Here is a 14610-nt window from a genome sequence, read left to right as displayed (position 1 = left end):
CTTCTGCAAGATCCATGTTGTCATTTAAGTCTGCAAATGCACACTCAGGCTCGATCATCCAGAACTCTGCTGCATGACGGGTTGTATTGGAGTTCTCTGCACGGAATGTTGGTCCGAATGTATAAACATTACGGAATGCCTGTGCAAAAGTCTCGCAGTTTAACTGACCGCTTACTGTCAGGTTGGTTTCTTTTCCAAAGAAGTCCTGAGAGTAATCTACAGCACCCTTATCATCTGTCGGAATATTGTTCATATCCAGTGTTGTTACCTGGAACATCTCACCTGCACCTTCACAGTCACTTCCTGTGATCAGTGGAGTATGAACATACACGAATCCCTGTTCCTGGAAGAAACGATGGATCGCATAAGCGCACAGAGAACGTACACGGAATACTGCCTGGAATGTGTTTGTTCTCGGACGGAGATGTGTGATAGTTCTTAAGTATTCAAGGCTGTGGCGTTTCTTCTGAAGCGGATAATCCGGTGCAGAAGTACCCTCTACGCTGACTTCTGTGGCCTGGATCTCAAATGGCTGTTTTGCCTGCGGAGTTGCTACCAGTGTACCTTTGACGATAATAGCAGCACCTACGTTTAATTTGCTGATCTCAGCAAAGTTATCCATTGTATCATGATAAACTACCTGAAGAGTTTCAAAGAAGGATCCGTCATGAAGAACGATAAATCCAAAAGTCTTGGAATCACGTACGCTTCGTACCCATCCTCCTACAGTAACCTCTTTGTCCAGGTATTTCTCTCTCTCTTTGTAGATTTCTTTTACTGTTGTTAACTTCATATCTATATTTCCTCTTTCTCCTCATCGTTGTGGATATTACACAAAAAGACGAAACGCTGTTCTCTCATAACAGCTGTCTCGTCCTTTAGTATAGACTATTCCCTGATTTCACGCAAGGAGTAATCTGGTATTTACTGTGTTTTTTATTCGTTACCGGGTACGAAACGAATAGTAACTTTTATCCTGATAATATTTAAATAACATCTATCCTATCTTGGTACCCTCAGTGAATCTATACACTTGGCATAAATTCGCTTGTATGTTTTTGTTGTATAATGCAGACCATCATCGATAGTTCCTGTTCCATAGTGATCACTGGCAAAGCTGTAGCCTGTGGATTTCAGGTAAGAATACATATCGATATAAGTATATGCAGAAGAAAGATTTGCCTTCATATAATCGTTAAAGGATCTGACTGCCGCCTCGCTTCGGTCTGCACGCCCTGCATTTGAAAGCATCGTACGGTTCAACGGATTTACTGACATAAAATACAATTCGCAACCTTTGCGGTTAAGCTGCGGCGCGATCCAGTTATAGTATTCTACATAATCTGCATATTTTGATAAATCATTTACTCCAAAATTAAAGATTACTGCTGTTTTCTTAGAAAGAATACTACCGGTATCATTCTGTACCATAGAATAAAGCTGTGCCCAGCCAGTAGTTGTAAACCACTTCAGCCCCTGTCCTGCGGAGCAGACAAACTTCACATGTTTGATTGCTGAAGTTCCCATTCCTTCCAGAACATTCTCCATAAATTCTGTACGGGAATCTCCTACAAAGATCACCTGCTTGTATTTATAAGTATTTACCTGTGGAAGTTCATCTTCTGAAAGATCTGTCTCTGAAGATCTGTTAAATACCACTGCATACAGATCCATGTTTCCATTTACTGTGATCGTATCCTCTGCCTCATATTCCGGACTGACCGTCTGCATTTCTTTGGAAGACCATCCCATAAATGTATAACCTTCTGCATCTCTGACTCCCGGCAGTTTATAGGTAGACCCCTGTGCCAGAGTCGTCTTCTGCCAAATCGTTCCGCCAAACTTGTGAAGCGTAAGCATAACTGCTTTCTTCTGTACTGCATAAAGAGCAATATTTTTCGTCACTGTATAAGTTGCTTTGGCAGTTGCTTTCGTGGAATTCTTGGTACTGGACCATCCCAGATTTACATATCCGGTTCTGGCTGGTACCTGCGCAAATTTGACAACAGTTCCCTCTTCTACAGTCTGAGTAAGTTTCTTATAAGCTGCATTGGTATTTCCATTTCCCAGATAATAGGTAACTGTGTAGTAATTACTCTTTCTGCGTACTGCATAGAATTGCGTGTTCTTGGTAATCTTTACGCTTGCACCAACCTTATACAGTGGCGTCGTTTTTCCTTTTACAGTTGTCCATCCAAGATTAGTGTATCCTTTTACCTTCGGCACCTCAGGCAGAGTTACCATCTGATTCTTTGATGCATATAAAGTTAATGATGTATAAGTCTTACTTGTGCTTGTTCCATTATTGTTATTAAAACTAACCGTATACGGCAGTTTCTTATAAACTGCATATAAATTCAGAGCGGCACTTACCTTTACCTGCTGATTTACTTTATAAGTGGCAGAAGATGCGTTCTTGCTCTTGGACCATCCTAAAGCCTGATAACCTGTTTTTGCAGGAACCTGCGGCATTGCTATGGTAAGTCCCTTGCCGATCTTCTGATTCAGTGCAGTAAACTTACTGTTGCTTGCCCCGGTATTCGTCATAAATTTTACCTGAAGTGCTGTACGGCGCACAATGTAGAAATTCATATCACCCGTTACCGTATACTGGGTATTCAGCTCATAGTCCACATTTGAAGAACCCTTGGTAGCAGTCCATCCATAATTAATATACTTGCTTGACGGCATATCCGGCAGTGTAATGGTGTTCGTCTCGTAAGCTTTCAGTGTACCTTTGGAAAATACACTTGTACCCGAATTGTTATAAAGAGAAATTGTACATTTCTTCGGCATATAGAAATCCAGCTCACCATTCTTAATAAAAAGGTCCCAGCTCTCTCCCTTTTTCAGGGTAAGCAGATCTCCTCCTTTAAGTGTGATCGCTTCTCCCAATGCCTCATCCTTCTCCAGTTTCCACATATTTGGAGCTGTCGAATCCGGTACACTAGGCAAAATCAGAGAATCATTCCATGCCAGTACAGCTCTTAACTGTTCACATTCATTCCCCTCTCCATCCACGAAGCGAAGCATAACTTCTTTCTCCGGGTTGATCGTCGGTGTCACAGATGGAGTCGGCGTTGGTGTTGGTGTTGGTGAAGGAGTCGGTGTTTCCGTTGGTGTCACTGTAGGCGTTGTTGATACCTCTGGTGTCGGAGATGCTTCCGGTGTCGGTGTTCCATCCGGCTGAGGTGTCACCGTCGGTGTAACCTCCTGCTGCCCGACTGCTGCCTGTGCAGCTGCACTCTCCGTTCCTGTGTCAAATTCGTCTACGGAGTCTTCTTCTCCGGAACTGAAAATCTGTTCGAAGCTATCCGGAGAGCAAAAGTCTGCTGCCTGCGCCGGAACCGCTGTAACGATCATCGCCGCTGCCAGAACCACACTGGCAAAACGCCTTCCTCTTCCGTGTTTCTTTCTGTACATAATTACCTCCATTTTATTTGCAAAACTTTGCAAAAACGCCCCGCTGCCAAATGTGCGGGACGTTCTCTGTGCATTCCCAAACATTCGAAATCTGAATTACTTTGCAAGTCCCCACCCACTGTTTATTGCTTTTCGCAATTGAAGCAGTGGACTTACTTGATTTGGTTAAATAATGTCATTTGGTTTTATAATAACAAATCTGTTTTTCTGTTATGTAAAATCCATCTTTCTTATGTTCGGTAAATAATCTCTTATAATTTATCAATGAATCTCATAAATGCATCTCTGCCTTCTGCAGTGCATTTATATACACCGGCATCTTCCAGTACATGAACAAATACATTGCCGACTTCTTTTCTGAGAACATCCTGAATGTTGTCTTTATCAAGGTTGTCATATTTAGGAAGGAATTCTGCAACCCATGCTGCATGTTTCTCAATCTTCTCATTAGAAGAAATATCTTTTCCCTCCAGAATATATTCTGCAAGAAGTTCCAGTTCCTCTTTTAATCTTGCCGGAAGTACCGCAAGTCCCATTACCTCGATCAGACCAATGTTCTCTTTCTTGATATGATGGTACTCTGCATGAGGATGGTATACACCAAGCGGATGCTCCTCTGTAGTAATGTTATTTCTCAGGGTAAGATCCAGTTCAAACATATCTCCTGATCTACGGGCAATCGGTGTGATTGTATTGTGCGGTTCTCCGTCTGTCTCGGCAAAAATAAATGCGCTCTCGTCTGTGTAACCTCTCCATACTTCCAGAACATGTGTTGCAAGTTCTATCAGTCTCTTCTCGTCTTTGTGACGGATTCTTAAAACAGATAATGGCCATTTGACAATGCCTGCTTCCACATCTTCATATCCCGGGATTGTCACATGTTTCTCAATCGGCGCTTTTGCCATCGCGAATGTATAGTGACCACCCTGGAAATGATCATGGCTTAAAATAGATCCACCGACGATTGGAAGGTCTGCATTAGATCCAAGGAAGTAATGTGGGAAAAGTTTTACAAAATCAAAGAGTTTGATAAATGTATTCTTCTCGATCTTCATTGGAATGTGACTGCTGTTAAATACGATGCAGTGTTCATTGTAATATACATATGGAGAATACTGGAAGCCCCAAGGACTGTCATTTACAGTAATCGGGATAATTCTGTGATTCTCTCTGGCAGGATGATTGACTCTTCCCGCATATCCTTCATTCTCCGGACAAAGAAGGCATTTCGGATAGCTGCTGGACTTTACAAGTTTGGCAGCTGCAATAGCTTTCGGATCCTTCTCTGGTTTGGAAAGGTTAATTGTGATATCGATTTTTCCATATTCACTGTCTACAGTCCATTTCTGGTCTTTCTCTACACGATAACGGCGGATATAGTTACTGTCCTGGCTGAGTTTGTAGAAATAATCAGTTGCTTCCTGCGGGTCTTTCTCATATTTGCTCCAGAACTCTTTCTGTACCTGACCTGGACGTGGCATCAGGCAGTTCATAAGTCTGGTATCAAACAGATCACGGTAAACGATACTGTCTTCAATTAGATTTCTCTTTACTGCTTCATCCAGAAGCGCATTTAAAACCTCTTCCAGATTAATGTCTGTGTATTCTTCTTCAGGTTCCACATATTCATCTTCCTTGAAGACATCCAGGAGAAGATTGGTTGTGTAATTCTTCTCGCAGGCAGGTGTGAGCCCTGTTTCAATTCCGTACTGTACTAATTTCTTAATGTTCTCGTATAACATTGGTACATTTCCCTCCGTTTCGTTATTACTGTTCCCTTTGTTTCCAAAAAACGCCTCACAGGATATTATCCGTGAACAGCAATTATTCAACAGCTATATTTTGTCATATAACTCTCATTTCCTTTTAAGGATACTCAAATATCATTCAAATGTAAATAACCATTTGCACAATTTTTCTTAATAATAACTGACAGGTTGCTATTCACACGCCACTATCCCGCGAGGTGTTTTGACATGAATATGTCAAAATCCCGAGACATACAGCGCGAATTTATGCGATTAGCATAAATTCTGTGCATCGCGAAGCGTGTTATTGGACACGGAGTGAACAGCAACCTGTCTGATTGTCGCGAAAGCTATATCAGTAATTAACAGCTTCCACATATGTGATAAATACATTTCCCGCCTTCTGGAATAAATCTGTACTGTCATTCATTCCATACGGATAAGTTTCTTTCTTGACCGGATCATAGAGATAAGTATTGTACTCGTCATACCCCACGATCACCACACTGGTATTGGCTCCTGTTTTGGCGATCACAGGACGCTGTGCACTTACTTCATATAACACGCTATCCAGACTGCACCCGGAAAGGTCGATTACTGTGCCGGTCTTCTTCAGGCTCTTCTTCAATGTTGCCACATCCAGGGTTCCCTGAAGAATAATATCCGGAAGTTCTCCTGTATCCATCTGTATCTTCGTCTTCTTATTCCCACGTTCCCAGATATACTGCTGCGCACGGTTCAGTACCACACCGCCCAGATTATCTGCACGCAGAACTGCTTTTGCAGGATCTGTATAGATACTGTCCAGTCCTCCCTGACCATAAACATAATAAGTAGTTTCCTGCGGGATCTGTGTATCCAATACAATATCCTTCTGCCTTGCACTGCTTACCTTGGCATACATAGCAAGCGGTGAATCTGTCTGCGTAGATGTATTCAATGTCAGTTTCACACGGACACCGGTTCTGGATGCAGAAACCAGCTCAACCTTAACTGTATTCGCAGCATCCTTTTTGTTGTTCATAATATTGTCCTTCTTTTGGGCAACATAAGCAGTATCTCCGGATTTTGCGGAAAGTTCAAACTCTATCAATGTACTTCCTACAGAAATATCCGTGATGTACAATCCCTCTTTCTGATATTCCTTCTTTACATTTCCTTCAAAATCTTCAATACGCAGAACACGAATACCTTCGGATTTATGTCCGTCTTCATCTGTAAGGATATCGGATTTATTCAGGATTCCATAGATCAGATCCTCATTCATAAATCCTACTGTACGAAGTCTCTGTCCCTTCTCCGGTGTAATCAGACGGGTTTCACAGGTATCAAAATCAATTTCCTTGATTCTTCCCTTCTCATCACCTTCTGAAACCAGCCAGGCTGCATGATCATTATTATCAGAAGAAACAAAGTTTGCATTCTTAATTCCCTTTTCCAGTACTTCACTTGTATTCTCTTCAATATTAATCTTGTAGAGATTCTTTGCCAGAAGCAGAAACAACTCATTGTTTTCATTGACATAGGATAATTTTTCCAGATCCTTCTTCAGGAACTCAAAGGACTCTGAAACAGGGATAAATGCCCGCTCCTCTGCCACATTCTTATCATGGTTGTAATGGTAAACACCGATTCCTTCATATCCTTCATGGTTTCCTCTGTTCATATATCCATAAAGTACAAAGTCAATGTCACCCTCATCTGTCACCCGGACAATCTTGATATCATGCTGCGTTCTTGAATCGCGGAAATCTCCGTCCTCAGATTTTCGGAAGCTGAAAACCTGGTTTACTTTTCCGTTGTCCGGTGAGTAAGACCACAGATCTCCCTCCTGCACAAATGCTATCACTGTAGCGCTGTCATTCATCATATATTCCACATTCTTGTCGCGCACACCCAGAGTCAGTCCATCATCTGAATAAACCGGAAGTGTTCCGTCGAATACCTGACTGGCAGAACGTTGGAAATCAAGCAAATAAATTCGTGTATCCTGATATTTCATCCTGTAAAATTCTTTTACATCATACAATTCTGTATCGCCGTTATCACTTTGAGATGTAATCTGATACTCAACAGAAATACTGGCAGTTGTTTCGTTGATATCTTTGATAACCGGAATACCTCCCTGATATAACTGCGGTGCAAGAGTTCCCCAGCTGATCTCACTCAGAGAAGAATTAATATTAATTCCTGCATAATTCGTAGCAGCTCCCGTGGTCTCCGGCTCCAGATAACTTCCTAAGTCATCTGCTGTATTCTTGTCCAGACAGGCCTCATAAAAATATTTGACAAAAGCTGCATAATCAGATGCATGTACCTGTGATCTGGAAACAACTCGGGTATAATAATATGCTGTGCTCTCATCTGTCTCCAGCGCGATCTGCATGGAATATTCCTGATTCATTCGCAGATCACTGGTGATTTCCACATCTACCGTCAGATAAGAATCTTCTTTCTGGAGATTCTTGATCTTCTTATTTTCCAGAACTTTATTTCCATCTGAAGTACGGATTTCATATGAGAAACTTTTCACATCCGCATTATATGGATTTACCTTGAATTTGAGTTTCTTTGTAGTATCCAGAGGTGTTACACTGTCCCTGGTAAAGTCCGCCTGCATAGGTTCTGCATAACCGTACATTCGGTTGATCAATGTACCATCCATGTCGATCATGACTTCCGGAAAAGTAGCGTCATTAAAATCAGACCTGTCATCTGTAGACTGACTATTCAGAAGCAGCGCAGTTCCTGCTACACCAATCAGAAACACAAGAAGGAGAATACCTGCTCTTTTTAGTATTCCTCTCATTGTCTGCCCCCTTGCTGTTCTTTTTGGTCCTCATTCAGAAGTCTGGCAAGAGTTGGATGAATATTCAATGCTGCAAGCATGTCCTGTGTGCTGGCAATATCTGATTTCTTTCCTGTTTTTACTGCACGGATCAGGAGATTCTTCGGTGTGTGCTCCATATCTATAAACTCCAGGATCTGTGTCTCATAACCTTTGCTTCCCAGCAGATTTGCACGTACTGCATCTGTGATCAGCGCTGACATTCTCTCTTTCAGGATGCCATATCGAAGGACGGATTCCAACATCTCATTTCTGATCTGTTTATTCACTTCATGCTGACAGCAAGGTACAGAGAGAATTACTTCTGCTCCCCACTCCACAGCTTTCGCAAGCGCATAATCTGTAGCTGTATCGCAGGCATGAAGTGTCACTACCATATCTACAGAGGATACTCCTTCATAATCTGCAATATCACCATGATAGAAATGCAGTTTCTCATAGCCATATCTGAGTGCCAGAGAATTACATTTCTCAATTACATCTGTTTTCAGATCCAGGTCAATAATATTCACATCATAGCCTTTCAGCTCTCTCAGATAATAATACATAGCAAATGTAAGATAGCTCTTTCCACATCCAAAATCCAGTATCGTTACTTCTCTCTCTCTGGAAAGTCTCGGAAGAATATCTTCAATGAATTCCAGGAAACGATTGATCTGTCTGAATTTGTCATATCTGGCATGGACAATTTTTCCCTGATCATTCATAACACCCAGATCTATTAGAAACGGTACTGGAACTCCTTCTTTGAGAATGTACTGTTTTACACGGTTATGTGCCTGGATCTGAACTTTCTCTACCGGCGCATGGTGCTTCTGTTTAATTGTCATTTTACCCTTTTTGCTTACAAGGACTACGCCATCTGTCATTGCTCCCTGCGCCTGAAACTGTCCAAAGTTCTCTGCAAGTTCTGCCTCCAGATACTCTATCAGCTGCATGCGTTCGTAGTTCTTATGAAGGACTTTCGTCCCTTCTGTGGCAGATGCCTGATAACAGATCTGTCCCTTGAGCCGGATCGGACGTATCTTCACTTTTGAGATACCATTTTTGTTTCTGCTGGCACTCAGAACAGCCTGTATCAGATTTTCATTTATCTGTTCTTCTAAATATTCTCTTAAATTCTTCATTATTCTTTCTATAAAAATACTATTTGATTGTAACTATTCGGCAATCCACTACTCAAAAATATCTCCGACAGCGATGTCTGCGACATCTTCTTCTGGATATCTCCTGGTAAAGCATTACTTGGATCAGTTCATCCAGGAAACTTTCCCTGACTGCCTCACTGCTGAGCTCCGGCTGTATGCTTTCTTTGATCCTGCTGCTTAAATGATAAAGCATATATTTATCTGGATACTCATCATACAGGCGGCTCCCCTCATAATCCAGGAGATCGCATTCCTCTTCTACCCGCTCCTGGATACGCTGTACTGTCTGTGGATAATAAGACTTCATCAGCTTAAACTCTTCTTCCTGCATCCGTTCTCCTTCATACATAAAAGGATTGGAATATGCCGCGTGAAACGGAAAATGTGGTTCGAAATACATATTAAAATCCTGCATTCTTTTTCATTGTCTATTTCAGTATATGCAGAATATCTCAAACCGTTCGCTTCAGAGATATTACTGTTTTCTCCGTGTACAGCAGATCAGAAATCTGTAACCTGAATTACAGTTCCTGGATCATTCTTACAGTTAATTTTACACTGTGCTCAATTGCTGCCATCTCGAATTCTGCATAATCCATGTTTGCACTTCCGTCTGCTTTGTCAGAAATTGCTCTTACTACAAGGAATGGAATGTGATTCAGATAAGCAGCCTGACCGATGGCAGCGCCTTCCATCTCTACTGCAAATCCACCAAACTCTGAAATAATAGCATCTTTTACACCTTTATCAGAGATAAACTGATCTCCGGAACAGATTCTTCCTTCGAATACACTGATCTCAGGATTTACTTCCTGGCATACCTTTGCTGCCAGATTACGAAGTTTCTCGTCTGCCGGGAAAGAGAAATCATCCATCTGCGGGATCTGTCCTTTCTTATAACCAAACCCTGTTGCATCCATATCATGATGCAGTACGTCTGTAGAAAGAACAATATCTCCAATATTTACATCATTATTCAGGCTTCCTGCGATTCCTGTGTTGATCACAGCTTCTACACCAAACACATCTGCAAGGATCTGTGTGCACATTCCTGCATTTACTTTTCCAATTCCGGAACGTACAACTACAACTTTCTTGCCTTCAAGAGTTCCTTCGTAGAAATCCATAGACGCTCTGGATGTAATTGTAACATCCTGCATTTTTTCTTTAATTTTGGCTACTTCCTGTTCCATTGCTCCGATAATTCCGATACATTTCATTATTAAAACACCTCTTCTTTGTATATTTGTATTTTTATTTATTCTATCTGGCTGTCCTAACTGGCGGCCAATTTCAGGTTACCTTTCATTCGAAGATTGATAACTTTTTTGTTGCATTCTTTTCTATTATAGCAAAACTTTAATTTATATGGAAACTTTTTTTATATTCTGTTATAATATGATTTCAAAATAATGGTTACTGGCGATTTTTATGTCAGTAATCTGGTAACCTTATAAACTATTTTACACAGGAGGAATCATATCATGACATATAAAACAAAAGGTGTCTGTGCCAGCCACATTGAGTTTGAATTAGATGACAATCATAAAGTTCACAACGTACACTTTATTGGTGGATGCAGCGGAAATACACAGGGAGTTGCCTGTCTTGTAGAGGGTATGGATGCTGACGAAGTGATCAGCAGACTGAAAGGAATCAAATGTGGTTTCAAAAATACTTCATGTCCGGATCAGCTTTCTATTGCACTGCAGGAAGCGCTGAATAAATAATTCCCAATATCCCCCGAAAGTTACACTTTATTCTAACTTTCGGGGGATATTTTTATTTCATATTATTTTTGTACTATTCTGTTTTACATAGAATAACTGCTATACGTCTGTTCTGTCCCACTTGTCGCACAGTGACTGCACCTCTCTGGAAAAGCGTTCCAGATCCTTGTTCGGGGTTCCTTCGTTCTTTTTGATTACCGCCAGAAGTCTGTAACCAAGTGCCAGAAGTTTCTCAAATGCTCTGGCAGCTCTCGTTGCCTTAGGAGATGCAGATGCTTTCTGAATCTTCACTCCCTTAGCTTCATAAAGACATACATTATTAGCCAGATCATATTCCGTTCCACTGAAAGGTGCCATTGTATCATATCCCAGATCTTCTTTCAGGCGTTTTGCAAAAATTTCTGTCACAGTATCCTCACCATGGGTAACAAAAACTTTCTGCGGCTTCTCTTCAAATGCCTTCGCCCAGTCCAGTAAACCATTCACATCTGCGTGACCGCTGATTCCCGGCATCTGACAGATATGTGCTGCCACATGAATCGGTTCTCCGAAAAGCTTTACATCTGTTGCACCCTCAATCAGAGCTCTTCCAAGTGTTCCAACTGCCTGATATCCCACAAAAAGAATAGTGTTCCGTTCATCCCACAGATTATGTTTCAGATGATGTTTGATACGTCCGGCATCGCACATACCGCTGGCAGAAATAATTACCTTTGGTTCTTCATCATAATTGATCGCTTTGGAATCATCACTTGTAACTGATACCTTCAAACCAGGAAAACTGATCGGATTAATTCCCTTCTTGATCAAATCCATGGCTTCTTCATCAAAGCAGTCATACTGATGCTCTGAGAAAATAGTAGTCGCCTCATTAGCCAGAGGACTGTCTACATATACTTTGAATCCATCATGCCCGTGTACCAGGTCATCTGCCTTAATCTGTCTGATAAAATACAGCATCTCCTGTGTACGTCCTACTGCAAAGGAAGGAATAACAAGGTTGCCGCCTCTGTCAAAAGTTTCCTGAATAATCTTTGCCAGAAGCTGTACATAATATGGTTTCTCCCCGTGACTACGATCACCATACGTAGATTCCATGATCACATAATCAGCACGATGCAGATATTCCGGATCCTTGATCAATGGCTGATGAGTATTTCCAATATCTCCGGAAAATACAATTTTCTTCTCTATTCCTTCTTCTCTGATAGTCAGTTCAATACTTGCAGATCCCAGCAAATGGCCGGCATCTATAAAACGTACTGAAATCCCCTCTGCCGGAGTGATCACTTTATTATACGGACACCCTACAAAATTTCTGATCACGCCCATCGCATCTTCCATAGTATATGCCGGTACAAATTCCGGTTTCCCCTGTCGTCTGCCTTTACGGTTTCTCCACTCTGCCTCAAACATCTGGATATGTGCACTGTCTCTGAGCATAATATCACACAGATGGCTGGTTGCATCTGTCGCATATACAGGTCCTCTGAATCCCTTTGCATAAATGGCAGGAAGATTACCTGAATGATCCATATGCGCATGTGTAAGAAGAACAAATTCAATTTCTCCCAAAGCAACAGGAATCTCTACATTCTCGTAATAATCCGGTCCCTGCTCCATACCACAGTCTACAAGAAATTTATGCCCCGCAGCCTCCAGATAATAACATGATCCTGTAACTTCGTGTGTTGCTCCGATAAATGTTATCTTCATATGAAAACCCCCTTTCGGACTTTTAGACCCCATATATTATTGTATTTATTATACAATACAATGAAACAGATTAATAGCATTTTTCTGAAAATAAAAAACAGAAACAGTTCTTGTTCGACTGTTTCTGTTTTCTCTGCGCCTGCCACGTAACGATATAATTAGCTGATATTTTGTCGTTTCCGATTTACGCATCACATATTTCAGCATCACTTACAGAGTTTTCTATCGCCTCTGTGTTCCCCTGTCTTCATGGTATGTTATAAACATCCCATTTTGAGTTACAGCTTATAAAAGTGTACTCGTTAACTCTCTTTACATATATAATGCGAATCAAAATGATAAATATCACAAAAAAATTTAAAATTCTTTTATTTTTCTTCAGAAAATGATGTATCACATGTCTGCACTGTCTCATCCTCAAACTGCAAATCTGCTGACACAGTCATTCCTGCCAGGGCAGTCAACATAACAGCTGCCACTACTGCTGCTACAGGTTTCAAAAATCTGTGAGTTCTATTCCACTCATTTTCATAATTCTTCAGGTGCTCTTTTGTTTCTTCAAGCCTTTCTGTTCTGATGTCCGCTACTGCTTCCCGATATTCACCTTTTGCTTTCAATCTGGCAACCAGCCTGTCATATTCTCTTTGAACCTTCTCCTCTGATTCCTCCGGAAATTCTTCCCAGGAAGTTTTTCCGGCTGCCTTCAGCAGTGCTGATTCAAGTATTTTCGTTTCTGCAGCATACTGTTCTTCCAACAGTTTATCCATCTTCCGTTTTTCTGTTTGTCTGTTTATTTTATTTTCCATAATCTTTAACTTTCCTTGACAATTCCTCCCCTTGGGTTCATATTAAATATAACTATCGTTACTGTTCACACCAAAAGGAACAGTAACTTATTTTTCAGAATGAAACAGGAGGAATCTCTATGAAACATATTGTGCTCACCGGTGGCGGTACTGCCGGACATGTTACCCCCAATATCGCATTAATCCCACGTCTGAAAGAACTTGGATACGAAATCTCCTATATCGGATCCTATGATGGAATTGAGAAAAAGCTTATTGAAGAAATGAACATTCCATATTATGGTATCTCTTCCGGTAAACTGAGACGTTATTTTGATGTTAAGAACTTCACTGATCCATTTCGTGTGCTGAAGGGTTTTGGCGAAGCCAGAAAATTGCTGAAACAATTAAAACCTGATGTAGTCTTTTCCAAGGGTGGTTTTGTAACTGTTCCAGTTGTTATTGCTGCGGGACAACGCAAAATTCCTACAATCATCCATGAATCAGATATGACACCAGGACTTGCAAACAAACTTTGCATCCCATCTGCAACAAAAGTATGCTGTAACTTTCCTGAAACAGTCAAGAGCCTTCCCGCAGACAAAGCAGTTCTTACAGGAACACCAATCCGTCAGGAACTATTGAGTGGAGACAAAGAGACCGCCCGTAAGTTCTGTGGCTTTACAGACGAGAAACCGGTTCTGATGGTCATCGGCGGAAGTCTGGGTGCAGCCTCTGTGAACGAAAATATTCGCAAGATCCTTCCTGAACTTCTGAAAGAATTCCAGGTTATCCATCTGTGCGGCAAGGGAAAAATGGATGAAAGTCTCAAGGATACTGAAGGGTATGTACAGTACGAATACATTAAACAGGAACTTGCCGACCTGTTTGCTTTGGCAGACATCGTTATCTCCCGTGCAGGCGCCAATGCAATCTGCGAATTGAATGCACTGAAGAAACCAAATCTTCTGATTCCTCTTTCCGCAAATGCCAGCCGTGGTGACCAGATTCTTAATGCGCGTTCATTTGAGCGCCAGGGATTCAGCATGGTACTTGAGGAAGAAGAAATTACTGAAAGTACACTTCTTAATTCTATCCGTGAATTGTATCAGAACAGACAGTCGTACATTGATGCCATGTCGGGAAGCAGTCATATGAACTCTATCGAAAAAATCACCGGTCTGATCGAAGACTGCGTAAATAAACGGTAAT

At 41.3% G+C, this 14610-nt stretch carries 11 protein-coding genes; 2 read left to right on the top strand and 9 right to left on the bottom strand.

The annotated features are described in order from the left end of the window. The 7 genes from ACTNES_RS06440 to ACTNES_RS06410 all read right to left on the bottom strand — a co-directional run. On the bottom strand, positions 1 to 793 hold a 793-nt coding region (locus tag ACTNES_RS06440; RefSeq protein ID WP_441038925.1), incomplete at its 3' end, for an amino acid--tRNA ligase-related protein. A 209-nt stretch (positions 794 to 1002) separates the two neighbouring features. Next, a complete protein-coding gene (locus ACTNES_RS06435; RefSeq protein ID WP_291816056.1) occupies positions 1003 to 3423 on the bottom strand; it encodes an InlB B-repeat-containing protein in 2421 nt (806 codons plus the stop codon). Positions 3424 to 3674: 251 nt separating this feature from the next. Next, the gene (gene galT / locus ACTNES_RS06430) at positions 3675 to 5165 is read right to left on the bottom strand and encodes a UDP-glucose--hexose-1-phosphate uridylyltransferase (RefSeq protein ID WP_291805519.1); all 1491 of its coding nucleotides are present in this window, start codon (positions 5163 to 5165) and stop codon (positions 3675 to 3677) included. Positions 5166 to 5526: 361 nt separating this feature from the next. Further along, on the bottom strand, positions 5527 to 7980 hold the full coding sequence (locus ACTNES_RS06425; protein ID WP_291805522.1) for a hypothetical protein: 2454 nt from the start codon (positions 7978 to 7980) through the stop codon (positions 5527 to 5529). Then, positions 7977 to 9146: a class I SAM-dependent methyltransferase gene (locus ACTNES_RS06420; RefSeq protein ID WP_441038922.1), complete on the bottom strand. Its 1170-nt coding sequence runs from the start codon at positions 9144 to 9146 to the stop codon at positions 7977 to 7979. Before ACTNES_RS06420 ends, ACTNES_RS06425 begins: the two co-directional genes overlap by 4 nt. Positions 9147 to 9198: 52 nt before the next feature. Continuing rightward, positions 9199 to 9567 carry a hypothetical protein gene (locus tag ACTNES_RS06415; RefSeq protein ID WP_291816052.1) on the bottom strand — a complete coding sequence of 123 codons (369 nt, stop codon included), beginning with the start codon at positions 9565 to 9567 and terminating at the stop codon, positions 9199 to 9201. Between the two features lie 121 nt (positions 9568 to 9688). Further along, positions 9689 to 10387: a 5'-methylthioadenosine/adenosylhomocysteine nucleosidase gene (locus ACTNES_RS06410; protein WP_216458602.1), complete on the bottom strand. Its 699-nt coding sequence runs from the start codon at positions 10385 to 10387 to the stop codon at positions 9689 to 9691. 264 nt (positions 10388 to 10651) lie between these two features. Between ACTNES_RS06410 and ACTNES_RS06405 the strand changes: the two genes are divergently transcribed. Continuing rightward, positions 10652 to 10897 (top strand): TIGR03905 family TSCPD domain-containing protein, encoded by a 246-nt coding sequence (locus ACTNES_RS06405; protein WP_216458601.1) that lies wholly within the window; start codon positions 10652 to 10654, stop codon positions 10895 to 10897. Positions 10898 to 10996: 99 nt separating this feature from the next. Here the strand turns inward: ACTNES_RS06405 and ACTNES_RS06400 are convergent, their stop codons facing one another. Further along, positions 10997 to 12613 (bottom strand): MBL fold metallo-hydrolase RNA specificity domain-containing protein, encoded by a 1617-nt coding sequence (locus ACTNES_RS06400; protein ID WP_300335582.1) that lies wholly within the window; start codon positions 12611 to 12613, stop codon positions 10997 to 10999. A 368-nt stretch (positions 12614 to 12981) separates the two neighbouring features. Next, positions 12982 to 13419 carry a hypothetical protein gene (locus ACTNES_RS06395; protein WP_291805537.1) on the bottom strand — a complete coding sequence of 146 codons (438 nt, stop codon included), beginning with the start codon at positions 13417 to 13419 and terminating at the stop codon, positions 12982 to 12984. Between the two features lie 119 nt (positions 13420 to 13538). Between ACTNES_RS06395 and ACTNES_RS06390 the strand changes: the two genes are divergently transcribed. Further along, positions 13539 to 14609 carry an undecaprenyldiphospho-muramoylpentapeptide beta-N-acetylglucosaminyltransferase gene (locus ACTNES_RS06390; protein ID WP_291816049.1) on the top strand — a complete coding sequence of 357 codons (1071 nt, stop codon included), beginning with the start codon at positions 13539 to 13541 and terminating at the stop codon, positions 14607 to 14609. Position 14610 lies beyond the last annotated feature (1 nt).

It is taken from the genome of Blautia sp. HCP3S3_D9, from assembly GCF_052063845.1.
Lineage (GTDB): Bacteria > Bacillota > Clostridia > Lachnospirales > Lachnospiraceae > Blautia_A.
This window is presented reverse-complemented; position numbering and strand designations above follow the sequence as displayed.